At 42.2% G+C, this 23480-nt stretch carries 21 protein-coding genes; 7 read left to right on the top strand and 14 right to left on the bottom strand.

From position 1 onward, the window contains the following. Nucleotides 1-237 precede the first annotated feature (237 nt). Nucleotides 238-1431: a glycine C-acetyltransferase gene (gene kbl, locus ACFQ1G_RS10955; protein WP_380739485.1), complete on the bottom strand. Its 1194-nt coding sequence runs from the start codon at nucleotides 1429-1431 to the stop codon at nucleotides 238-240. A gap of 32 nt (nucleotides 1432-1463) precedes the next feature. After that, nucleotides 1464-4607: a UvrD-helicase domain-containing protein gene (locus ACFQ1G_RS10950; protein WP_380739483.1), complete on the bottom strand. Its 3144-nt coding sequence runs from the start codon at nucleotides 4605-4607 to the stop codon at nucleotides 1464-1466. Between the two features lie 240 nt (nucleotides 4608-4847). Between ACFQ1G_RS10950 and ACFQ1G_RS10945 the strand changes: the two genes are divergently transcribed. Beyond that, nucleotides 4848-5456, top strand: a complete 609-nt coding sequence (locus ACFQ1G_RS10945; RefSeq protein ID WP_380739481.1) for a superoxide dismutase — start codon at nucleotides 4848-4850, stop codon at nucleotides 5454-5456. A gap of 311 nt (nucleotides 5457-5767) precedes the next feature. On the opposite strand, the gene recJ is transcribed toward ACFQ1G_RS10945, so the two are convergent. The 3 genes from recJ to ACFQ1G_RS10930 form a co-directional block, all read right to left on the bottom strand. Further along, nucleotides 5768-7465: a single-stranded-DNA-specific exonuclease RecJ gene (gene recJ / locus ACFQ1G_RS10940; protein ID WP_380740799.1), complete on the bottom strand. Its 1698-nt coding sequence runs from the start codon at nucleotides 7463-7465 to the stop codon at nucleotides 5768-5770. A gap of 117 nt (nucleotides 7466-7582) precedes the next feature. Beyond that, nucleotides 7583-8257: a 16S rRNA (cytidine(1402)-2'-O)-methyltransferase gene (gene rsmI / locus ACFQ1G_RS10935; protein ID WP_380739480.1), complete on the bottom strand. Its 675-nt coding sequence runs from the start codon at nucleotides 8255-8257 to the stop codon at nucleotides 7583-7585. Nucleotides 8258-8263: 6 nt separating this feature from the next. Then, nucleotides 8264-9031 (bottom strand): hypothetical protein, encoded by a 768-nt coding sequence (locus ACFQ1G_RS10930; protein ID WP_380739478.1) that lies wholly within the window; start codon nucleotides 9029-9031, stop codon nucleotides 8264-8266. A 92-nt stretch (nucleotides 9032-9123) separates the two neighbouring features. On the opposite strand from ACFQ1G_RS10930, the gene ACFQ1G_RS10925 reads away from it, so the two are divergent. The 6 genes from ACFQ1G_RS10925 to ACFQ1G_RS10900 all read left to right on the top strand — a co-directional run bounded on the left by ACFQ1G_RS10925 (nucleotide 9124) and on the right by ACFQ1G_RS10900 (nucleotide 15981). Then, nucleotides 9124-9792 (top strand): thymidine kinase, encoded by a 669-nt coding sequence (locus ACFQ1G_RS10925; protein WP_380739476.1) that lies wholly within the window; start codon nucleotides 9124-9126, stop codon nucleotides 9790-9792. After that, on the top strand, nucleotides 9764-10873 hold the full coding sequence (gene alr, locus ACFQ1G_RS10920) for an alanine racemase (RefSeq protein ID WP_380739474.1): 1110 nt from the start codon (nucleotides 9764-9766) through the stop codon (nucleotides 10871-10873). The genes ACFQ1G_RS10925 and alr overlap by 29 nt, the downstream gene beginning before the upstream one ends. A 36-nt stretch (nucleotides 10874-10909) precedes the next feature. Further along, complete coding sequence (mscL, locus tag ACFQ1G_RS10915) at nucleotides 10910-11341, top strand: large-conductance mechanosensitive channel protein MscL (protein WP_380739472.1); 432 nt, start codon at nucleotides 10910-10912, stop codon at nucleotides 11339-11341. 329 nt (nucleotides 11342-11670) lie between these two features. Then, complete coding sequence (locus tag ACFQ1G_RS10910; RefSeq protein ID WP_380739470.1) at nucleotides 11671-12660, top strand: aspartate-semialdehyde dehydrogenase; 990 nt, start codon at nucleotides 11671-11673, stop codon at nucleotides 12658-12660. Nucleotides 12661-12774: 114 nt separating this feature from the next. Then, entirely contained in the window at nucleotides 12775-14922 is a 2148-nt protein-coding gene (locus ACFQ1G_RS10905) for a prolyl oligopeptidase family serine peptidase (protein ID WP_380739468.1), read from the top strand. Between the two features lie 90 nt (nucleotides 14923-15012). Further along, entirely contained in the window at nucleotides 15013-15981 is a 969-nt protein-coding gene (locus ACFQ1G_RS10900) for an ABC transporter ATP-binding protein (RefSeq protein WP_380739467.1), read from the top strand. Between the two features lie 15 nt (nucleotides 15982-15996). Here ACFQ1G_RS10900 and ACFQ1G_RS10895 read toward each other — a convergent pair whose 3' ends face one another. The 9 genes from ACFQ1G_RS10895 to pdxA form a co-directional block, all read right to left on the bottom strand. Further along, nucleotides 15997-16446, bottom strand: coding sequence for a transcription elongation factor (locus tag ACFQ1G_RS10895; protein ID WP_380739465.1), 450 nt, complete (start codon nucleotides 16444-16446; stop codon nucleotides 15997-15999). After that, nucleotides 16446-17114: a monofunctional biosynthetic peptidoglycan transglycosylase gene (mtgA, locus tag ACFQ1G_RS10890; protein ID WP_380739463.1), complete on the bottom strand. Its 669-nt coding sequence runs from the start codon at nucleotides 17112-17114 to the stop codon at nucleotides 16446-16448. The genes ACFQ1G_RS10895 and mtgA overlap by 1 nt, the downstream gene beginning before the upstream one ends. A gap of 3 nt (nucleotides 17115-17117) precedes the next feature. After that, a complete protein-coding gene (locus tag ACFQ1G_RS10885) occupies nucleotides 17118-18233 on the bottom strand; it encodes an NAD(P)/FAD-dependent oxidoreductase (protein WP_380739461.1) in 1116 nt (371 codons plus the stop codon). Nucleotides 18234-18427: 194 nt separating this feature from the next. After that, nucleotides 18428-19780 carry an acetyl-CoA carboxylase biotin carboxylase subunit gene (gene accC / locus ACFQ1G_RS10880; protein ID WP_380739459.1) on the bottom strand — a complete coding sequence of 451 codons (1353 nt, stop codon included), beginning with the start codon at nucleotides 19778-19780 and terminating at the stop codon, nucleotides 18428-18430. Between the two features lie 60 nt (nucleotides 19781-19840). Then, a complete protein-coding gene (gene accB / locus ACFQ1G_RS10875; RefSeq protein WP_380739457.1) occupies nucleotides 19841-20344 on the bottom strand; it encodes an acetyl-CoA carboxylase biotin carboxyl carrier protein in 504 nt (167 codons plus the stop codon). 26 nt (nucleotides 20345-20370) lie between these two features. Beyond that, nucleotides 20371-21366: a beta-ketoacyl-ACP synthase III gene (locus tag ACFQ1G_RS10870; RefSeq protein ID WP_380739455.1), complete on the bottom strand. Its 996-nt coding sequence runs from the start codon at nucleotides 21364-21366 to the stop codon at nucleotides 20371-20373. A 175-nt stretch (nucleotides 21367-21541) separates the two neighbouring features. After that, nucleotides 21542-21739 (bottom strand): 50S ribosomal protein L32, encoded by a 198-nt coding sequence (rpmF, locus tag ACFQ1G_RS10865; RefSeq protein WP_029033380.1) that lies wholly within the window; start codon nucleotides 21737-21739, stop codon nucleotides 21542-21544. A 9-nt stretch (nucleotides 21740-21748) separates the two neighbouring features. After that, nucleotides 21749-22285: a YceD family protein gene (locus ACFQ1G_RS10860; RefSeq protein ID WP_380739453.1), complete on the bottom strand. Its 537-nt coding sequence runs from the start codon at nucleotides 22283-22285 to the stop codon at nucleotides 21749-21751. A gap of 96 nt (nucleotides 22286-22381) precedes the next feature. Beyond that, nucleotides 22382-23428: a 4-hydroxythreonine-4-phosphate dehydrogenase PdxA gene (pdxA, locus tag ACFQ1G_RS10855; RefSeq protein WP_380739451.1), complete on the bottom strand. Its 1047-nt coding sequence runs from the start codon at nucleotides 23426-23428 to the stop codon at nucleotides 22382-22384. Between the last annotated feature and the right edge of the window lie 52 nt (nucleotides 23429-23480).

The raw sequence follows: 23480 nt of genomic DNA, 5'->3' as shown, positions 1-23480 counted from the left end.
AAAGTTTTCTTAATAAGTCTATAAACACTGGCGTTATGAGGGGATATATATGAAAAAAAACTGCGGTTTTTATTTAAAATTTTGCTAAAAATTCAGGAATCTCGAAATTGCTAAGCCCAGTAAAACCATATGTCGAAGTAGGAATTCGCTCACATAAACGAACCTCCCGGATATAAGCTAAAAAAACCTCCAAAAAGGAGGTTTTTTTTTCAATTTCAACTACAAATAATACTGATTTTAAACAACTTCCAGCTCTTTTCCTACCTTGGTAAAGGCGGCAATAGCTTTATCTAAATGCTCCCTGGTGTGAGCTGCAGACAATTGAACTCTTATACGGGCTTTTCCTTTTGGAACCACCGGATAAAAGAAACCTATGACATAAATACCTTCATCCAAAAGTTTATCTGCCATGGTCTGAGATAATTTAGCGTCATATAACATCACAGGAACAATCGCAGAATCTCCGTCAATAATATCAAATCCCGCATCCTCCATACCTTTCTTAAAGTATTTGGTGTTTTCCTTTACTTTATTTCTGAGCGTATCATCTTTCGAGATCATTTCAAATACCTTGATAGAAGCCCCCACAATTGCCGGGGCAAGGGAATTTGAAAATAAATAAGGCCGAGATCTTTGACGTAATAATTCTATAATCTCTTTCTTTCCGGTAGTATAACCTCCCATGGCGCCACCAAGGGCTTTTCCAAGGGTACCTGTAATAATGTCGATCCTTCCAAGAACATTTTTCTCCTCCAGCGTTCCAATTCCCTGCTCTCCAATGAATCCGGTGGCATGACATTCGTCGATCATTACCAAAGCGTCATATTTTTCAGCAAGGTCACAGATCTTATCTAAAGGCGCTACCAGACCATCCATTGAGAAAACACCGTCAGTAACCACGATCTTGAAACGCGCACCATCTTCGTTTGCCTGTTTCAATTGAGCTTCCAGATCCTCCATATTATTGTTCTCATAACGGTATCTGGCCGCTTTACACAACCTTACCCCGTCAATGATAGACGCGTGGTTCAAAGAATCTGAAATGATCGCGTCTTCTTTAGACAAGAGAGGTTCAAATACTCCCCCATTAGCATCAAAAGCCGCCGCATATAGAATGGTATCTTCGGTTCCGTAGAAATCGGCGATGGTCTTTTCCAGGTTTTTATGAATATCCTGAGTACCGCAAATGAAACGCACACTTGACATCCCAAATCCATGGGTATCCATAGTATCCTTTGCAGCCTGTATTACTTCAGGATGCGAGGACAAACCAAGATAATTGTTCGCGCAGAAGTTGATTACTTTCTTTCCTCCTTCAATAGTGATCTCTGCCCCTTGAGGAGAAGTAATAATTCGTTCCTTTTTAAAAAGGCCATCTTCCTTTATTTGTTCTATTTCCTTATTCAGGTGATCTTTTATAGCTCCGTACATATTTGTTGATTTTTTACAAAATTACATTTCTTTTAAACATTCTTTATTGCGGGACGTTCATTTAGATAAATCAATACTTTTTTATCAATCTCATATCCCATTTCTTCCAGAACCAGGGCATATGAGTTTATCTGTTCGGCATGCTTCCGGTCTTCTGCTCCCGTTTTATAATCTATTATACTCACAGTGTTATTCTGAAAGTTCAGCCTGTCGGGTCGTAGTATTTCTCCCGATCCGGAGATCATGTCTCTTTCATTATAGTTCTTCACCCCTTCCGTGAAATAATGATGCAGCTCAGGGTGACGAACCACCTCTAAAATGACCTTTTCGATCTCCTCTTCTTCCTGATCTTTAAAAAGGCCTTCTTCACGCGCTTCTAAAAGCACTTGCTGCACATCCTTTTCAGAATTGATACGGGCGAAAAGTTCATGCACCAATTTACCTTTTTCGATGGCGGCTTCCTGTTTTGAATCCCACAACATGCCAGATCTGGTAATAATTGAGATCCCGTTTGCTTCTGTTGGAGAAGAAAAGAAGGTTTCCTGTTCCAGCGAATTTCCGGTTGCAGACTCAATTTCTAAAGGTTCCTGCCCATTTCCTATTTCATACTCGGTGCTTCCATCCCATTTTCCCAGATGTTTTAAATAAGAAATGAAGAGGCCCGAAAACTTATTTAAATTCTCATTTCCTTTTTTATCAATTTCAAGTTTCGAAATAACATACAGTCGCTGCACGGGTCGCGTTAAAGCCACATACAGCACGTTTAGGGCATCCAGCTGACTGTTGAAACAAAGTTCTTCATATAAAGAGGGTGCCTCACCTTCCCAATTCTTCATCTTTTCTGAAGCCTGGAGATAAGCTACATTTATTTGAGATTGCAAACTCTCAGGCAGATTCATCCAAAATGACTCCCGTGCTGTATCTTTTATCGGACTATTAGCAAAAGGAAATATGACTACCGGAAACTCCAGCCCCTTTGCTTTATGTATGGTCATGATCTGCACCGCATCTTCTCCTTCCGGAACTATAATACTGAGGGAATCTTTTTTTCGATCCCAGAGTTCGAGAAAATCAAAAATTCCGTAGCCTTTAGAATGCGAGGTCTCGTATACAAAATCCAGATAAAACTGCAGGTACGCGTTGGAATCTTTAATGAGCCCAAAACTTCTTATTATGTATTCGGCTCCCTCATAGACAGAAAGTGCATTCAGCCGGTCAATATTGAAATCAATCCCGAAAGGTTTCAGGGAATCAAAGAAAGCCTGGCCCTCCAGGTTCAGCCGGTCCTTAATAAAAAGGTAATCATGATCTACTTCCACTTTTCCCTTCAACAGAAAATCCAGGATCCCAAACTTCAGGTCCTGATCGCTAGTATCAAGTCCGCAGGCAAGCACTGAATTTATGAACAATACTTCCGGAGATCTGCTTAGCAATAGGCTTTCCGCAGAGATCACCGAAATGCCATTTTCACTAAGGAAATTTGCAACCGCAACACTCTCCTTCCGTTTTCTGGTGAGAATACAAATACTGCTTTTAGGAATATCCTGTGAATCCAGATCCTTGACAATCTCTAAAACCCGTTGCGGGTAAGCTTCCATTTCTTCTTCCACCTTATCGGCCTCGATAAACGATATGTTCACATATCCTTCCAGATCGCTAACCGGCTCCTGATCGCAGTTTTCGAAAAGATCCCTGTGTTCTGAACTTTCAAAAACCGAGGCTGAAAAATTGAAAAATGAATTATTGAAATTAACGATGTGCTGCGCGCTACGGTAATTCTTCGGCAGCACCACCAACTGCTTTTCTTCAATATTAAAAGGATTCTTTTGTGAACAAAGTTCCATGAACTGCTCAGCTTTTCCGCCACGCCACCTGTAAATGGATTGCTTGGCATCACCTACAAGGGTAAGGCTCCCAGTTTCTTCGGAAAGATTTCCTCCGGAAAGCGTGTGATCAACCAGAGGAATTAAATTCTCCCACTGCAATTCTGAAGTATCCTGAAATTCATCAATGAAGTAGTGCCTGTATCTTTCTCCAAGCCGTTCATATATAAATGGAGCAGGCTGATCTTTCACCGCCTTCCCGATGGTAGCGTTAAAATCTGAGATCAGTACTACCGAGTTCTCTTTCTTAATTTCTTCCACCTCATTTTGAATGGCGCTCAATAACGACAATGGTACCAGGTTCTTTTCTATCGCCTGCAAAAATTGAAGTCTCAGGATATTGTTCTCTACTTCATGGAACATGTTTGCAATTTGTGGCTGCAACTCGTCCAGAATATCCTTTTTCCCAGCGTCAAGGCTCTTAGCATACAGGTTCTGGGTTTCGATATTTAATTGCCATTGATTATCCAATTTTTGAGAGAAATCCTTGTCAGCTGTCTTTCGGAAGAACTTAGGGCATGAAGCTCTTGTAAAATCAGTATCTTCAATACCCCTGCTCTGTATTAGTTCAAAAAAGGATTCAGCCAAAGCCACACAGGATTCCTCATTCGCCTTTTTTTCAGTTTTCAGAACATTGGCCAGTTGCTGAAAATCTTCCAGGCTTTTATTTTTCAGCAGTTCCAGAAACGGCCTGCTCGTTTCTTTGGTCAATAATCCGGCGATGCTCAACAGGTCTCTTGAAATATCCCAGCTCTTATCCTCATCTGTTTTTCCTAGCACGAAACTCACCAGTACTTTGGTAAGTTTTTCATCTTCCCCGGCTTTATTTATAAGACGGTCCACAGCTTCGGTAAGCACTTCCTCTGTATTAAGTTCCACCTCAAAATTAAGCGGCAGGTCAAGGTCTTTAGCGAAGGTGCGCAAAACCCGGTGAGTAAATCCATCTATGGTTGAAACTTCAAAGGCTGCGTAGTTGTTGATGATACTCTTGAGGATGGCCTTACTTTTCACCCTGATCTCTTCCGCAGATAAACCGGTTTCATCAACCAATATTTTCAGAAGGCTAATAGCTTTTGAAGTTTGGTTTTCTTCAGAAAGTAAATGAAGGCTTTCAATGATCCGGGATTTCATTTCGGCGACGGCCTTGTTGGTAAAGGTGATGGCCAGAATATGTTTATAACTGTCCTTGTTTTGGGCAGTAAGTAAAAGAATAAGGTATTCCTTCACCAGGGTAAAGGTTTTTCCAGATCCTGCCGAAGCGTTATAAATGGTAAAGGAGTTGGATTTTTTCAATGAAATTTTTTACTAAAATAGGAAATGCAACTGTAAAAATTGGTTTTTAGGTAAAAAGGAAAATGCGTAATAAATTGCCTTATTTTCAAGGAGTTCCTTAAATCATTTTCTATATGTTGGAAAAATATGTCAAAAAACCAATAGCTTTAAGGATTTTATAACACATTATAATTTCTAATAAATCTTTGAATGACTAAATTTGGGGTTGATTAAAGTAATAACAACTAAAAAGAAAACATTATGGCTTTTGAGTTACCTAATTTAAAATATGCATTTGATGCACTGGAACCTCACATTGACGCTAGAACAATGGAGATCCATCACGATAAACACCATGCGGGTTATACCAGCAAGTTGAACGACGCGGTTAAGGGAACCGATCTTGAAGGTAAGACCATCGAGAATATCCTTCATAACCTTGATATGCAAAATAAAGCCGTTCGTAACAACGGTGGAGGTTATTACAACCACAACCTGTACTGGGAGATCATGTCTCCTGAAGGTGGTGGAAAACCAGATGGGGAATTATTAGCAGCAATTGACAAGGCTTACGGTTCTTTCGAATCTTTTAAAGATGAGTTCTCTAAAGCAGGTGCAACTCAGTTTGGATCAGGATGGGCATGGCTTTGTGTTCATGAAGGAGGTAAAGTAGAAGTTTGTTCTTCTGCCAACCAGGATAACCCATTAATGCCGGGTGTAGGATGCGGAGGAACTCCAATCCTTGGAATGGATGTGTGGGAGCACGCTTACTACCTAAAGTATCAGAACCAGAGACCGGCTTATATTGAAGCGTTCTTCAATGTGATCAACTGGGATGAAGTTTCAAAAAGATATGCTCAGGCTAAATAATTAGCGTACATTCTCTTATATAGAAAAAGCTGTGAAAAATGATTTTCACAGCTTTTTTATTTTCTCCTGTTTCGTTGACGATACCGCATAAAAAAAGGTGGAAAGCTCCACCTTTTTTTGCCCCAAATCTACCATGAACTTAACCTACTTATGTTATGGCTCTGCTAATATATGTAAACATTCAGCTTCCAAAAACTTTTTTAGACCAACTACGAGGATATTAGTTAAAGAGACCGATAATAAAATAAGTGCGGAAAACCCGTAGAAACTTTTCCTATTAAAAAACTGGAAATCAGGTTTATAAAATAATATTACTCCACCTCAATATCTTTCAATTTCAATTGTAAACTAATATTGCCATTGAATTCATTTTCTTCGATCGCGAAAGCCGCTCTAACGGGCTGCCCATTAGATAATTGGTCGCATTTTTCACCTAATCCAAATCCAATAGCTCCAAAACTTAGCTTAGAGTTTTTCTGCTGAAAGCGACATTTTAAATGAGTTTGATCGGCACCCACACATTTAGCATAACCAGTATCTCTTAATCCTTTTGCCATGAAAACCGGACTCATATTCCCGGGGCCGAAAGGAGCAAATTGCTGCAATATCCTGTAAAACTTCGGGGTGATCTCTTTGAGATCAATTTCTGCATCTATAGATATTTCCGGAGTCAACAGATGCTTATCAATAGTTGAGGCCACCACTTCCTCGAATTTTCTTTTGAAATTCTCATACTGTACCTCCAGCAAGGTTAGTCCTGCCGCATATTTATGACCGCCGAATTGCTCGATGTATTCACTACATCCTTCCAGGGCATCATAAACATCAAAACCTTTTACAGATCTTGCCGAAGCAGCCAGTTTCTCGCCACTTCGAGTAAATACTAAGGTCGGCCTGTAATAGGTTTCCGTTAAACGTGAAGCTACGATCCCGATCACCCCTTTATGCCAGTTCTCCTGGTATACTACTGTGGTAAGCCTTTCCTGCTCATTTAACTCCTCTATCTGGTTAAGCGCCTCAAGAGTAATGGCTTTATCTGCATCCCGCCTATCTGAATTATAAACTTCGATCTCTGAAGCTGCGATCTTCGCTCTTTCCTCATTCTCTTCGGTGAGGAGATTGACGGCATGCAAGCCGTGCTTCATTCTTCCTGCTGCGTTGATCCTTGGAGCAATGATAAAAACCACATCGGTTATTGTAATGGTTTGCTTTTTGACCTGTTCCAAAATGGCTTTAAACCCGGCCCTTGGGGCGGCATTTATGACCCGAAGTCCGTGATAGGCCAAAATTCGATTCTCTCCGGTGATAGGGACAATATCGGCAGCTATCGCTGTCGCAACCAGATCCAGGTAAGGAAGCAGGGTTTCAAATTTTTCCTGTTTTCTTTCCGCATAAGCCTGCAACAATTTAAAACCAACACCGCATCCGCACAATTCTTTATAAGGGTAACCGCAATCCTCTCTTTTTGGATCCAGTACAGCTACGGCTTTCGGGATCTCGGCACCGGGCCTGTGGTGGTCACAAATTATAAAATCAACTCCTTTTTCTTTAGCATAATCTACCTTTTCAATGGCCTTTATTCCGCAGTCAAGAGCGATGATCAAAGTGATATCATTATCTGAAGCAAAATCTATCCCCTTATAGGAGACCCCATACCCTTCATCATAACGATCGGGAATATAAGAGGCGACATTCGGGTAAAAAGATTTCAGATAGGAATATACTAGCGCCACACTGGTGGTTCCATCCACATCATAATCCCCGTATACCATTATATTTTCCCCTTCTGAAATAGCCTTTTCCAGCCGGTCGATGGCCAGGTCCATATCCTTCATGAGAAAAGGATCATGAAGATCTTTCAAAGAAGGCCTGAAGAATTTTTTAGCTTCCTCAAAAGTGCTTATTCCCCGCTGAGCCAGTAAGGACGCAATCGGCTTTTCAACACCCAGGACCTCAGCAAGGTGACTTGCGGTCTCAGGATTTGGTTTGGGTTTCAGGGTCCAGCGCATGGAAGTATTTTTTGCCAAAAGTAAGATTGTTTTGGGTTAATTTTTCACTTACAAAAAGATGAAAAAGTAAGAAATGAGGAAAATTCTGCTTTTTAAGAAGTTAGTATTCGAGAGGTGCTAATTTTTTTTACCACCTACTACTATCACTATTTCTCCTTTTGGAGGTTTAGCTTCAAAGTGAGCGAGGACCTCGGCTGCGGTGCCACGAACCGTTTCTTCGTGAAGCTTTGTGATCTCCCTGGAAACCGAAACAGGCCTGTCTTCTCCAAAGTACTCCACAAACTGGGCAAGGGTCTTCAACAGCTTATGTGGTGACTCATATAATATGATAGTCCTGGTTTCTTCCGCCAGGAATTGCAGCCTCGTCTGACGTCCTTTTTTGACCGGAAGAAAACCTTCGAAAACGAATTTATCGTTTGGCAATCCGCTGTTCACAAGGGCCGGAACAAAAGCCGTAGCCCCGGGCAGGCAGTCTACTTCTATGCCCGCTTCCACACAGGCACGGGTAAGTAAGAAGCCGGGATCACTAATGGCCGGGGTTCCCGCATCACTTATCAAAGCTACGGTCTTCCCGTTCTGAATTTGACGCACAATACCTTCCACCGTTTTATGCTCATTATGCATATGGTGGCTCTGCATGTGGGTATTGATCTCAAAATGTTTCAGGAGCTTTCCGCTGTTGCGGGTATCTTCCGCAAGGATAAGATCAACTTCTTTTAAAACCCTGATAGCTCTAAAGGTGATGTCTTCGAGGTTGCCAATGGGAGTTGGCACCAGATAAAGTTTTGACATGGACGGTTATTCAAATTTGTTTTCAACAATGGCTAAAAATCGGGTTTCATATTCCTCTTTTCCTTCCCAGTTATTGTAATCGGGTTTCACCATGTTGGCAACGAAATTGAAAGCTTCTTCTTTAGATTTAATAGTATTCAATTGAGAAAGCACCCGGTTATAATCGGTAGCGCTTCCTTCAAAAAGGTGTTTTATGAAGGCATGTCTATCATTGACACCAATATGAATTCCCTTTTTTAATCGGTCATTCAAAGATTTCGGTTTATCCTGTTGAGAGTCGCTGCTTTGACTTAACGGTTCAAATTTGGGAAGGTGATCATAATGAACCCCGCCAATATTTCCCATATCGTTCTTTTGATATTTTTCAGGCTCAATGTTGGCAAATAAGTCATCTACCTGTTGGGTTTCAGGCGGCATTTGAGCCACGATATCCTTTATCTTCTCAGTATTTGGTTCCGTAATAGCTTCGGAAGAATTGTACTCCATTCCCGTGGGAGCATATTTATCCTCTTCCTGCTTTTCAGGAGATTTTTTTGGGGTGCCGTTTGCGGAAGCTGTCACTTTAACGGCAGTTTTCACCACCTCCGGATTGGATTCTTTTTCCGAAGAAAAGATGCTTTTCTCAGTAAATTCAAGCAGCGTAAGCTTCTCGTATAAGTTGCGGGCATGCTTCTTTAACTCGCCCGTAGCAACCTCCTTCTTTTCCTTTAGAAGTGTTATTTTTTCGGCCAAAGCTACCAGTTCCTCTGTCAATTGCTTTTTCATAACTTTCATGCTTAGGAATTAATTGCGGTTGTATTTTTGATAAATTTGTACCACCTTTATAAAAAAGCGAAGTTCGCTTTTTTGGTCTTGAAAAATACAAAATGTTTCTCGAAAATACAGTAAATCACAAGGAGCAATTTGGGTGGATAGAGGTTATATGCGGTTCGATGTTCTCCGGAAAGACCGAGGAGCTGATTCGCAGACTCAAACGCGCCAAATTTGCCAAACAGAAAGTGGAGATCTTCAAACCTGCCATAGACACCAGGTATAATGAGGAAATGGTGGTCTCCCACGACTCGAATGAAATTCGTTCCACCCCCGTACCGGCAGCAGCTAATATCAGGTTGCTGGCAGATGATTGCGATGTCATTGGGATTGATGAAGCTCAGTTCTTCGATGATGAGATCGTGACCGTTTGCAATGATCTCGCCAACAAAGGGATCAGGGTGATCGTAGCCGGACTGGACATGGATTTTAAAGGAAATCCTTTTGGACCAATGCCAAATTTAATGGCCACTGCCGAATATGTCACCAAGGTACACGCAGTCTGTACACGCACCGGAAACCTCGCGCAATACAGTTACCGTAAGACATCAAATGAAGACCTGGTCATGCTCGGGGAAACCGAAGAGTATGAGCCACTGAGTCGTGCAGCTTATTACAAAGCCCGCCTGAAGGAAAAATTAAAGAATTTTGAAGTTACCGAGCCGGAAGAATTAAATGCAGAAAAACGCAGTGAGCATGCCGAAAGCCAGGGAGACCGTACTTGAAATAGATCTTAATGCCCTCGAGCACAATTATCGCTATTTGCGCTCTAAAGTAGACCAGAGCGTTAAGTTCATGGCAGTGGTGAAAGCTTACGGTTATGGGAGTGATGTGGTAGGTATCGCGAAAAAACTGGTGGATCTTGGTGCCGACTATCTTGCTGTGGCTTATACTTCGGAAGGGATCACCCTTCGAAAAGCAGGGATCGAACTTCCAATCCTGGTATTACACCCGCAATCTTACAATTTTGAAGACCTGATCGAAAACTGTCTCGAACCCAGTCTTTATAGCGAATATGTTCTTAGGGAATTTATTGCAACCGCTGAAAAGCTGAAACAAAAGAATTATCCCGTCCACCTTAAATTTAATACAGGCTTAAACAGGCTAGGTTTTTCTGAAACTGAGACTGACATGGTTCGTGATTATTTGAAAGGAACCGAAAGCATTAAGGCCGCAACTTTCTTTTCACATCTCGCCGCGAGCGAAGACTGGAAAGAACGGGAATTCACCCTCATGCAGATCCACACTTTCAAAAGGATAGCCCTTAAATTATTTGACGAACTCGGTTATCGTCCCTTGCTCCATATTTGTAACACCTCCGGACTAATCAATTACCCTGAAGCTGCTTTTGATATGGTGAGATCGGGAATAGGACTTTACGGTTTTGGAAATGAAGCCCTGGAAGACAGCAAGCTGAAACCAATAGGTACTCTTAAAACCATAATTTCCCAGATCCATAAAATAGAAAAAGGCGAGACGGTAGGATATAACAGGGCTTTTAAAGCAATGAAACCCACAAAGACCGCCACTCTTCCCATTGGGCATGCTGACGGGATCAACAGGCAATATGGTAACGGCCGTGCAGGGGTGATCGTGAACGGATCCTACGCACCTATTATCGGGAATGTTTGTATGGACATGCTAATGATCGACATCACCGGAATTGACTGCGAGGAAGGAGACGAAGTCATCATATTCGGCGGACCTCAACATGCCACCAAATTCGCTGAAAAAGGAAATACTATTTCCTACGAATTGATCACAGGTATCTCACAAAGAGTTAAAAGAGTGATAGTTGAAAATTAATACCTACATTTAATCAACTAACCAACACTTTATAATATGGGATTCATAAAGGATTTCAAGTCTTTCCTTTTAAAGGGAGATATCATTGCTTTGGCAACAGCAGTTGTTGTGGGAGCTGCTTTCAATAAGATCGTTTCATCTGTGGTGGCCGATATTATCATGCCCCTCATTGGGGTGATTACGGGAGGGGTAGATTTCTCCCAAAAATTCATTTCTCTTGACGGCACTCATTATGACACTTTAGATGCGGCAAAAGAAGCCGAAGCGGCAGTGATCACTTACGGAAATGTCATCCAGGCGATCATTTATTTTATAATTGTCGCTTTCTTTATTTTCCTGGTGCTACGCGCTTATGAAAAGACCAAGAAAGAAAAAGAAGCTCCTAAACTGGTAGAACCAAAAGGCCCTTCCCAGGAACAGTTACTTACGGAAATAAGGGATGAACTGAAGAAACAAAACAACGTTTAGTCCCAGTTTATCTTAATTCCTTATTTTTGTTGGACCTGAAATTCAGGTATTGAAAATGAATTAACGCTCGTAGTAACCGCTACGCTACATATTTTAATAATAAAACCCCGCTCAAAAGGCGGGGTCTTTTTTTCTAATGCTCCATTTTTAACAAATTGTACAAAGTGGTTATAAATTATTTATTCCTATAACTTTTATGATAATCGTCTTCTTTTAATTAATACCAGTACAATACCTTTGCCACTGGAAATCAGGGAACGCTTCTTGATACATCCATTCAAACAATAGAAAAACCCGTCCTTTATACAGACGGAATTAAAAATATTCATATGAAAGTTGCAGTAGTTGGCGCTACCGGGATGGTAGGGCAGGTTATGTTAAAAGTACTGGCAGAAAGGAACTTCCCGCTTACCGAATTAATTCCGGTGGCTTCAGAAAGATCTGTTGGAACAAAGCTTGAATTTCAAGGAAAGGAATATGAAGTGGTAAGCATGGAGGAGGCAGTTTCAGCCAGACCTGATATTGCCCTTTTTTCGGCAGGAGGAGATACTTCCCTGGAGTGGGCTCCTAAATTTGCTGAAGCCGGCACCACGGTGATCGATAATTCTTCGGCCTGGAGAATGAACCCGAACAATAAGTTAGTGGTTCCTGAGATCAATGCTTCCGAACTGACTTCCGAAGATAAGATCATTGCCAATCCTAACTGTTCCACCATTCAAATGGTGATGGCTCTTTCACCACTTCACAAGAAATATAAGATAAAACGGGTAGTAGTTTCCACATATCAATCTATTACCGGTACAGGCGTGAAAGCTGTTCAGCAACTGGAAAACGAATATAAAGGTGAGCAGGGAGAAATGGCATATCCATACCCAATTCACAGAAACGCGATCCCGCATTGCGATGTTTTTGAGGAGAACGGCTACACCAAGGAAGAAATGAAGCTCACCAATGAAACCAAAAAGATCTTGCAGGATGATACGGTTGCGGTAACCGCTACTGCGATTCGTATTCCCGTGGTTGGCGGACACAGCGAAGCCGTGAACATCACTTTTGAAAATGACTTCGAGATCAATGAGCTGCGAAGATTATTGAGCGATTTCCCGGGAATTACCGTGCAGGACAACCTTGATGTGAATACTTATCCTATGCCTATCTACGCAGAAGGTAAGGATGATGTGTTCGTCGGAAGGATCCGCAGGGATCTTTCACAGCCAAATTCCCTGAATATGTGGATCGTGGCAGACAACCTTCGGAAAGGGGCTGCTACAAATGCCGTGCAAATCGCAGAATATCTTATTGAGAACAAGCTGGTGTAAGCTTCAGAAAATGACAAATATAAGCCGCCTTTTATGGGCGGCTTTATTTATTGGGGTGGGTTCATAATTTGAAAGAATTTATTTACTTTTAGGTTCTTCACAAAACACTCACTAATGAAAAGAATAATTATGAGTCTTTTCGCAGCCGGAGCTCTTGTTTCCTGCGGAAGTCAAACAACAAAAAACACAACATCATTGGAATATCCTGAAACTAAAAAAGTGGATACCGTCGATACTTACTTCGGAACCGATGTCAAAGACCCGTACCGCTGGCTGGAGGACGACCGTAGTGCCGAAACCGAAGCCTGGGTAAAAGCCCAGAATGAGGTCACTTTCGGATACCTTGAAAATATCCCTTTTAGAGAGGAGCTTAAAAATCGCCTTTCTGAACTATGGAACTACGAGAAGATCGGCGCTCCGTTTAAAGAAGGGGACTATATTTATTTCTACAAAAACGACGGGTTGCAGAACCAATACGTTCTCTACCGTAAGAAATCTGAAAATGACACGCCGGAAGTTTTCCTTGATCCCAACAAGTTCAGCGAGGATGGAACTACTTCTTTGGGAGGTATGAACTTTTCTGAAAATGGAAAAATGGTGGCCTACAGCATTTCTGAAGGCGGAAGTGACTGGAGAAAGGTGATCGTTATGGATGCCGAATCCAGAGAGATCAAAGAAGACACCATCCAGAATGTCAAATTCAGCGGACTTTCCTGGAAAGGGAATGAAGGTTTCTACTATTCAAGCTATGACAAGCCTGAAGGAAGTGAACTTTCTGCCAAGACAGATCAGCATAAGTTGTACTATCATGAGCTGGGCACCAGCCAGGATGAAGACAAACTTGTCTTCGGTGGTACTGCTGACCAAAAACACAGATATGTAGGAGGAAGCGTTTCCGAAGACAACAATTACCTGTTCATTTCTGCCAGAAATTCAACTTCAGGAGGAAAATTGTTCATGATGGACCTTACAAAGGAAAATTCTGAATTGGTGACCATTCTTGATCACGAGAAATCAGACAGTTTTGTGATCGAAAATGTAGGTTCCAAATTGTATATAGTAACAAACCTGGATGCGCCAAACCGCAAGATCGTAACGGTTGATGCTGCTAATCCAACACCAGAAAACTGGGAGGAATTCATTCCTGAAACAGAGAATGTACTTAGCCCGTCTACCGCAGGTGGCTATTTCTTTACCGAGTACATGATCGATGCCGTATCAAAAGTGATGCAGTACGACTACGATGGTAAGATGGTTAGAGAAGTAGAACTTCCGGGAGTAGGATCTGCAGGAGGATTCAGCGCTAAAAAAGAAGAAACAGAACTATACTACAGCTTTACGAACTACGTAACTCCGGGAAGTATTTACAAATACCAGATCGAAGAAGGTACTTCTGAACTGTACAATAAACCGGCTATCGATTTTAATCCGGAGGAGTACACCAGCGAACAAGTTTTCTTTACCTCTAAGGATGGGACAAAAGTTCCAATGATTATTACGCACAAAAAAGGTCTTGAAATGAACGGGAAAAACCCGACCATTCTTTACGGTTACGGCGGATTCAACATTAGCCTTACGCCATCTTTCAGCATCGCGAATGCTGTTTGGATGGAACAGGGAGGTATTTATGCGGTTCCAAACCTACGCGGGGGTGGAGAGTATGGAAAAGAATGGCACGATGCGGGAACCAAGCTTCAAAAGCAAAATGTTTTTGACGATTTCATTGCTGCAGCTGAATATCTTATCGACAACAATTACACCTCCAGCGATTACCTTGCTATTCGCGGTGGTTCTAACGGAGGTTTGTTAGTTGGTGCTACCATGACCCAAAGACCTGAACTTATGAAAGTCGCCTTACCTGCGGTAGGTGTGCTTGACATGTTGCGTTACCACACCTTTACTGCGGGTGCAGGATGGGCTTACGATTATGGTACCGCACAGGATAACGAAGAAATGTTCCAATACCTTAAAGGTTATTCTCCTGTTCACAATGTGAAGGAAGAAGTGGAATATCCAGCGACCATGGTTACCACAGGTGATCACGATGATCGCGTGGTGCCTGCACATTCATTCAAGTTCGCTGCCGAGCTTCAGGATAAGCAAACCGGTGACAACCCAGTATTGATCAGGATCGAGACCAATGCCGGACACGGCGCGGGTACTCCTGTGAGCAAGACCATTGAGCAGTATGCAGATATCTTTGGATTCACTTTGTATAACATGGGTTTTGAAGCGTTACCTAATTCAAAGGAGGTACAATAACAAACCTTCAAAATATTCTATAAAAAAGCCTTCTTCGGAAGGCTTTTTCATTTTCTAAACTTTAATTTTGTAAGAACTAAACCGCCAGTTATGTTACGGGTCAGGAATCTCTCCTTCGGGTACACCGAAAAACCAATTTTAAGGAACCTTAGTTTTTCTATTCAAAAAGGTGAAAATGTTTCGATCATCGGGGCAAGTGGCTCCGGAAAAAGTACGTTACTACAATCCATTTATGGACTACATCATGTAGACGGAAGGATCTTCTGGGATGACAAGCAATTGCTGGGACCCAACTTCAACCTGGTCCCGGGAGAGGAATTTATGAAATACCTAACTCAGGATTTTGACCTTATGCCACCGCTTACCGTAGCCGAAAATATCGGGAAGCATCTCTCCAATATGTATCCCCGCAAGAAACAGCAACGGGTAAGTGAATTACTGGAATTGGTCGAGATGCAGAAATTCGCCAAGGTAAAGGCCAAATTTCTGAGTGGTGGCCAGCAACAGCGGGTAGCACTGGCAAGAGTGCTTGCCAAGCCTCCGGAAGTATTATTGCTGGACGAACCTTTCAGCCATATTGATCACTTCAGAAAGAATAAGCTTCGTAGAAATCTCTTTTCTTATCTAAAGAAAAATAATATTACGGTCATAATCGCCACCCATGACAGTACAGATGCGCTTTCTTATGCCGACACGACCCTGGCCATGAAAGCCGGGAGAATCATCGCGAAAGGAAGCCCCGAGCAGTTGTACAAGAATCCCAAAAACGCCTATGTGGCTTCCCTTTTTGGAGAGGTGAATGAATTACCGGCAGACCAGTTCATTCCCGATGTTGATCGTCGCAAAAAGCTGGTGATCTATCCACATGAAATTAAGTTATCAGAAGATATAGGATTTGAAGGGGTGGTCACAAATTCTTTTTTCCGAGGGAGTCATTATTTAACTGAAGCGCAAGTTGGAAAGGAATTTCTGCTATTCGAACATCCTGAGGCTTTAAAAATTGGAAGTATTGTTAGCCTGGATATTCCGGAAGAACTTTTTACCAAACGCCTGCGGTAACAGCAAAATCAGTAATTAAAAAACAGATTTTATAAAGATCGCTTTTCCATTAAATGTAACCGATTCACCCGATTTCTTCCCGCTTAAAGCCCTAGCGATAGGAGCACTCGCTCCCACAGCGTAGAAAACTTCATCTCTGAGCTTGATCTCTCCCGCCGGAATAGATATGAAATAGTTTGGTCCGTCAGTATTAATTGCTGCCCCGAAACTAACAGTTTCGAATACTTTTTTAGGTTCGATCATTCTGAGGGTCTTCTTGAGCTTTCTGTATTCTTCATGCTGTCCAGAAAGCTTTTCGAATTCAAGATGCAACATGGCCCTTCCGGTCTCATATTTGTCACCCATGGAGCATTTGGTCTCCAGCTTGAGCGCGTCTTCCAGATCCTTGATCGCAGTTTCTATCCTCCTGATCCGTTCTTCCACATAATTCATGCAGGCATCCCATAAAAGCTGTTTCTTCTCCATTAGAATTTCAATTTTCCAAGATTATACATTTGTCTGACGATCCAGGACTTTCGCTGCTGAATATAATTACTGGCCGGGTTTGCACGATATTCTCTTGGGTTCGGAAGGATCGCGGCAATTGCTGCAGCCTCATGCGGACTAAGTTTCGCAGCACTTTTTCCAAACCAGGCCTGTGCCGCAGCTTCAGCTCCATAAATGCCTTTCCCCATTTCAATGCTGTTGAGATACACCTCAAGGATACGCTCCTTACTCCAGGTAAGTTCGATCAAAAAGGTGAAGTACACCTCCATCCCCTTTCGAAACCAATTCCTTTGCGGCCATAAGAACACATTTTTGGCTGTTTGCTGAGAAATCGTACTTGCACCGCGGGTTCGTTTTCCTTTATTATTTGATTCTATCGCTTTTTGAATCGCCTTGTAATCGAATCCGTTATGGTTCAGGAAGTTTTGGTCTTCACTTCCAATAACCGCCAGTTGAAGGTTTTGGGAGATCTTTTCCATGGGCACCCAGTCATGCCTGAGCTTTTCTTCGGGATGTTCAAAGTACCTGATTGCCATCAACGGTGTATAAGGCACCGGCAGCCATTTGTAGATCAGCACCAACAAAAAGCTTATCAGCAGGAACCAGCCTATTATCTTAAATATAAACCGGAATAGTTTTTTTATCATATATCAATCAATAAGATCTGCCAGTTCTCTACCAACCTGGCTTCCAATAGCAACGCCCATTCCCCCCAGGCGAACGCCGCAAAATACATTTTCTGAAATCTGTTTTAGAACAGGTTTCTTTTGAGCTCCCACGCCCATGATCCCGCTCCAGCGGTGTTCTATCTTCACGTCTTTACCCGGAAGGATGGTAGCTTGAAGCAATTCTTCCAGTTTGTCCTGAATAAGTTCTGTCAACTCAAGTTCTGTAGTTTCCTCTGCCTTGAAATCAAGGTTTCGGCCACCGCCAAAAAGGATTCTGTCATTCACATTTCTGAAGTAGTAATACCCTTTATCCAGGTGAAAAGTGCCCTTGAGTTCAAGGTTTTCAATAGGTTTGGTGATCAAAACCTGGGCCCTGGCGGGATTTACTTCTGAAAGTCCCAACTGCGAAGCGAAACCGTTGGTCGCGATCAGCAGTTTATTTGTTTTAAAACTAAAGTTCTCTGTCTTTACTTCTACGGAAGTACCAGTTTCAGAAAACCCGATGACCTCCGTATTGTTCAGGATCTTCACCCGGCAACTTTGTACTTTATGCAAAAGGGTGCTCATCATCTTCCCGGTATCTAATTGTCCCTCAAATTTATTGAAGATCAATTGCGGGCCAATTTGCTTAAATCCGAATTTATTTGGCTGCAGGCTGAACACCTCCTCTTTGAAAACCGGCTTCAAAAGCCTGTTCACAGCAGCCATTTTTGAAACGCATTCCAGAAACAGTTCTTTATCCTGGTGTGTAAAGAGTTCGTACCCCCCGAACTTATGAAATCCAATGTTGGTATCTCCCAAATTCTTCCGAAGCATTTCCAGGCCTTTTACACGCTTTTCCACCAGCTCCACCACTTCTTCTTCGGAATGGGAATTCAGGTCATCCAGGATCTCGCTTAGGCTTCCGAAGCAGGCAAATCCAGCATTTTTAGTGCTGGCTCCATTGGGCAACAATCCGCGTTCCAACACAAGAACCTTCGCAGCCGGAAAGCGTTGTTTCAATCTCCAGGCACAGTTAAGTCCTGTGATTCCACTTCCTATGATCGTAAAATCTATATTATTAAACCAGGTGTCCTGCTCCCAGAAGGAAAAATTCATATATATAAGTTAGTTTTCTTACCGCCCTAAATTAGGAATTTATGCGTTAGGGATAGCAGGGGATAGCTTTTTAAAAGCAGCCGCTTTTAAAAACTAGAAACGAATAGCCCGGCACTACTAAAGGCGCAGCCGAAGTAGGGCAACGCCCAAAAAAAAAGACATAAAAAAAGCCCCTTTTAAAAGGGGCTCCTGTATTAATTCTCTTCGATGGGTTTCATCTTGAAGTCTTCCATGAATTTGGTGGTATAGTTCCCGCTTACATAATCGGGCTCATCCATCAATTGTCTGTGGAAAGGAATAGTGGTCTTCACACCTTCGATCACGAACTCGTCAAGGGCGCGCTTCATTTTACTGATGGCCTCTTCACGGGTTTGCGCAGTGGTGATCAATTTGGCGATCATCGAGTCATAGTTTGGCGGAATTACATAACCGCTGTAAACATGGGTGTCAATTCTTACTCCATGACCTCCCGGCGCGTGAAGGTTGGTGATCCTTCCCGGTGACGGCCTGAAGTCATTGTAAGGATCTTCTGCGTTGATGCGACACTCTATGGAATGCAACTGCGGGAAATAGTTCTTTCCTGAAATTGGAATTCCTGCAGCGACTAAAATTTGTTCCCTGATGAGGTCATAATCAATTACCTGTTCGGTGATTGGGTGCTCTACCTGGATACGAGTGTTCATTTCCATGAAGTAGAAGTTCCTGTGCTTGTCAACAAGGAATTCCACGGTTCCCGCTCCTTCATATTTGATATATTCGGCTGCTTTCACGGCCGCGTCTCCCATTTCTTTCCGAAGCTTATCGGTCATGAATGGAGATGGTGTTTCTTCTGTAAGTTTCTGGTGACGACGTTGAACAGAGCAATCTCTTTCTGAAAGGTGACATGCCTTTCCTGAGCTGTCCCCAACTACCTGGATCTCGATATGGCGCGGCTCTTCAATAAGTTTCTCCATGTACATCCCGTCGTTACCAAAGGCAGCAGCGGCTTCCTGGCGGGCAGAATCCCATGCGGCACGAAGGTTCTCTTTCTTCCAAACGGCACGCATTCCTTTTCCACCACCACCGGCAGTTGCTTTCAACATTACCGGGAATCCCATATCGACAGCGATCTTCTCTGCCTGTTCATATGATTCAAGAATTCCTTCAGACCCGGGAACACAAGGTACACCGGCAGCTTTCATGGTTGCCTTAGCGGTTGCCTTATCTCCCATTTTATCGATCATATCTGGGCTGGCACCAATAAACTTGATGTCATGCTCAGCACAGATCTTGGAGAACTTGGCATTTTCTGCCAGGAATCCGTAACCCGGGTGGATCGCGTCTGCATTGGTGATCTCTGCTGCGGCGATTATATTGGAGATCTTAAGATACGAAAGGTTGCTGGGAGCAGGGCCAATACACACGGCTTCATCGGCGAACCGAACGTGTAAACTCTCGGCATCGGCAGTAGAGTATACCGCCACGGTCTTTATGCCCATTTCCTTACAGGTGCGAATAACGCGCAAGGCGATCTCACCCCTGTTGGCAATTAGTATTTTTTTGAACATACCTGTATAGTTTTGGCTGTAGGGTAAAACTTCTTACAGCTGTTGTTGGGTATTATTAGATTAAGATGGATCTACTAAGAATAACGGCTGGTCAAACTCTACAGGAGAAGAGTCATCAGCCAATACTTTTACGATCTTTCCTGAAACTTCACTTTCAATCTCGTTGAAAAGTTTCATTGCTTCGATCACACAAAGTACATCTCCGGTCTTTATAGAATCTCCCACTTCTACGAACGCATCTTTATCCGGGGAAGGTTTTCTATAGAAAGTTCCAATAATTGGAGACTTCACAGTGATGTATTTCGAATTGTCATCAGCAGATTTGTCTTCTCCTGCAGAAGGAGTTTCAGGCTGAGCTGCGGGAGCCTGTTGCTGCTGTGACTGCTGCGGCATTTGCGGCTGCGCATGCATTCCTCCCATAGGAACCTGCTGAACGATCGTGGTCTCTTTGTCTTCAGATCCTGTTTTAATAGTGATCTTCACATCGTCCATTTCCAGTTTTACTTCACTGGCGCCGGACTTGGCCACGAATTTAATTAGATTTTGAATTTCTTTTAAATCCATAATGTTAAGTGTTGGGTGTGTTTTTTTTAAGAATTATATGCCCATTTCAGATAGACAGAGCCCCAGGTGAACCCTCCTCCAAATGAAGCAAAAATAAGATTATCTCCTTTTTTCAACTGCTTTTCAAAATCACTTAATAATAACGGCAAAGTGGCCGAAGTGGTATTTCCATAGCGTTGAATGTTCATAAGTACCTTGGATTCTTCAAGGCCCATACGATTGGAAGTAGCATCGATAATACGTCTGTTGGCCTGATGTGGTACCAACCAATCTACGTCTTCATTAGTAAGATCATTGCGTTCCATTATTTTGGCACTCACATCGGCCATATTTGAAACTGCAAATTTGAAAACTGTTTTTCCGTCCTGGTGAACAAAATGTTGTTTATCAGCAACGGTTTGAGCGGTAGCAGGAAGTATAGAACCACCGGCCGTGATCTTCAGGAATTCTCTTCCGGCTCCATCACTTTTAAGGATCTCATCCTGTAATCCTAAACCTTCTTCATTAGGTTCAAAGAGAACAGCGCCGGCACCGTCTCCAAAAATGATACAGGTAGTCCTGTCTGTATAATCAATAATAGAAGACATCTTATCGGCTCCTATTAAAAGTACTTTTTTGTATCTCCCAGATTCTATGTAAGCGGCAGCTGTTGACATTCCGTATAGAAAACTGGAACAAGCCGCCTGCAGGTCATAAGAAAAGGCATTTACGGCCCCAATTTGGGTAGCCACATAAACACCAGTTGCCGCCACGGGAAGATCGGGCGTAGCAGTAGCCATGATCACCAGGTCAATTTCGGCCGGATCAATATTGGCTTTTTCAATAAGGTCTTCAGCTGCTTTTATTGCAAGAAAAGAAGTTCCTTTATTAGGGTCTTTAAGGATTCTGCGCTCTTTGATCCCCGTTCTCGAGGTGATCCATTCATCATTAGTATCCACCATGGTCTCAAGGACCTTATTGGATAATACAAACTCAGGTACATATGCGCCTACAGCTGTAATTGCTGCTGTTCTTTTATTCATAAAAAAGGATTTTATGCCCTTGGTAATCAAAAGCTTAACATCACCTGAAAATCAGAATATGCCAAAACTTCATTTTACAGCGGTGCAAATTAAGGTGTTTTTAGCACTTTATCAACTTAAAACAAAAAACTCTCACAATGTGAGAGTTTTGTATAATTTTCAAAGCTCTTAATTACTAAGCTTCTACTTCTTCTGTGTTGTCAATTAATACCTGCCCGCGGTAGTATAATTTACCTTCGTGCCAGTGAGCTCTGTGGTACAAATGAGCTTCTCCTGTAGTAGGATCTGTCGCTATTTGCGGAACAGAAGCTTTATAATGCGTTCTTCTTTTATCTCTTCTCGTTTTTGAGATCTTTCTCTTAGGATGTGCCATGGCTGCGTATTATTTATCGTTTAATAAATTTTTCAATTTGTTCCAACGAGGATCAATATCCTCTTCTTCTTTTACTTCTTTCTCTCCCGGACTTAATTCTTCCAGCTTTTCTAGGACTTCGGACCGAAGGGTTCCATCTTCAACCCCCGGGTGAACTCTTTTTGAGGGTACAGATAAAACAATAAGTTCGTAAATATACTGTTGCACATTTACTTCATATTCTCCATGCGGAAGAATAAGCAACTCCTCATTATCATCGTTGTATTCTTCTCCGAACTTTACAACCAGAAACAATTCGCTTTGAATTGGCTGGTCATAAGGTTCATCTGTAAGATCACACTGAATGTTTACCGTTCCCGATGCTTTAAAAGTGAGCTCCATCATAGTAGTTTTCTTCTCTAAAAGAAGGTCTACCTTGATATCGGCACTATTAAATTCATCATATTCAAAATGTTCAAAGAACCTATTATCAATACTGAACTCAAACCGGTGCTGTCCTAGTTTTAACCCCACGAATGGGATCGTAAACTCCTTTAGTTTCCTCATTTCATCATCAGTTTCGAGTGCTTACCCCTCAGGATAAGGCGGGTGCAAAGATATAAAAATTAATGAATTGTAACTTCTTTATAAACAAATTTTTGTTTATATCTTTTTGCTTTGCTTTTTAAGCACGTTACTGGTTAGTTCCATATATTCCTCACGGTTTCTAAAAATGTCAATTGCCTTAAAAACAGCTTCTTTGAAAGAGTGATGGTCTGCCTCGTTCTTGCCCGCGATCTCATAAGCCGTTCCATGATCTGGAGACGTTCTTACCTTATCAAGTCCTGCGGTAAAGTTCACTCCGCTTCCAAAAGAAAGGGTCTTGAAGGGAATAAGTCCCTGGTCATGGTATGCCGCAACAATAGCGTCAAAGTTCTTATAATTCCCGCTGCCAAAAAAGCTGTCTGCAGAATATGGCCCAAAAACCAGTTTTCCGGAGTTTCTCATTTTCTCTAAAGTAGGCTTCATCACCTCCTCATCTTCCTTTCCAATTACGCCATTGTCACCACTATGAGGATTGATTCCCAAAACGGCAATTTTTGGCTCCTGCACTCTGAAATCCTGTTTTAAAGTCTTGTAAATGATATTGACCTTTTTCTCGATAAGTTCCGGAGTGATGTTTTGCGCAACATCTTTCACCGCGACGTGATCTGTAAGTAATCCCACTTTGAGGGTGTCGGTGATCATGAACATGAGGCTTTCCCCATTAAGTTCCTGTGCCAGGTAATCTGTATGACCCGGAAACTTGAAATCCTCACTTTGTATGGTATGTTTATTAATAGGTGCGGTAACCAATACATCTATCTCCCCATTTTTCAAGGCCTGGGTAGCGGCCTGCAGGGATTTAAAAGCGTATTCCCCTACTTTTTTATCTTCTTCCCCAAAATTAATGGAAACATTCTCTTTCCAGATATTCACCACATTTACTTTTGCGTCAATAGCCTGAGAAGCTTCTTCCACCCCCTGGATGAACATATCAATATTGTATTTCTTCTTAAGGAAAGACACCGTCTTAGCCGAGGCAAAGATCACCGGGGTACAGAAATCGAGCATCCTTGAATCCTCAAAGGTCTTCAACACAATCTCGCTCCCAATCCCGTTAAGATCTCCAATACTGATTCCTACTTTTATTTTTTCGGCTGACTTCATAAGCGTTCCCCGTTTTTATTTTAATTTTAGACCCACAAAGGTAACCAATATA

The organism is Salinimicrobium gaetbulicola (assembly GCF_042676025.1).
In the GTDB taxonomy this organism is placed as follows: domain Bacteria; phylum Bacteroidota; class Bacteroidia; order Flavobacteriales; family Flavobacteriaceae; genus Salinimicrobium; species Salinimicrobium gaetbulicola.
The sequence above is the reverse complement of the archived record's forward strand: the minus strand, read 5'-3'. Positions and strand labels throughout refer to the sequence as shown.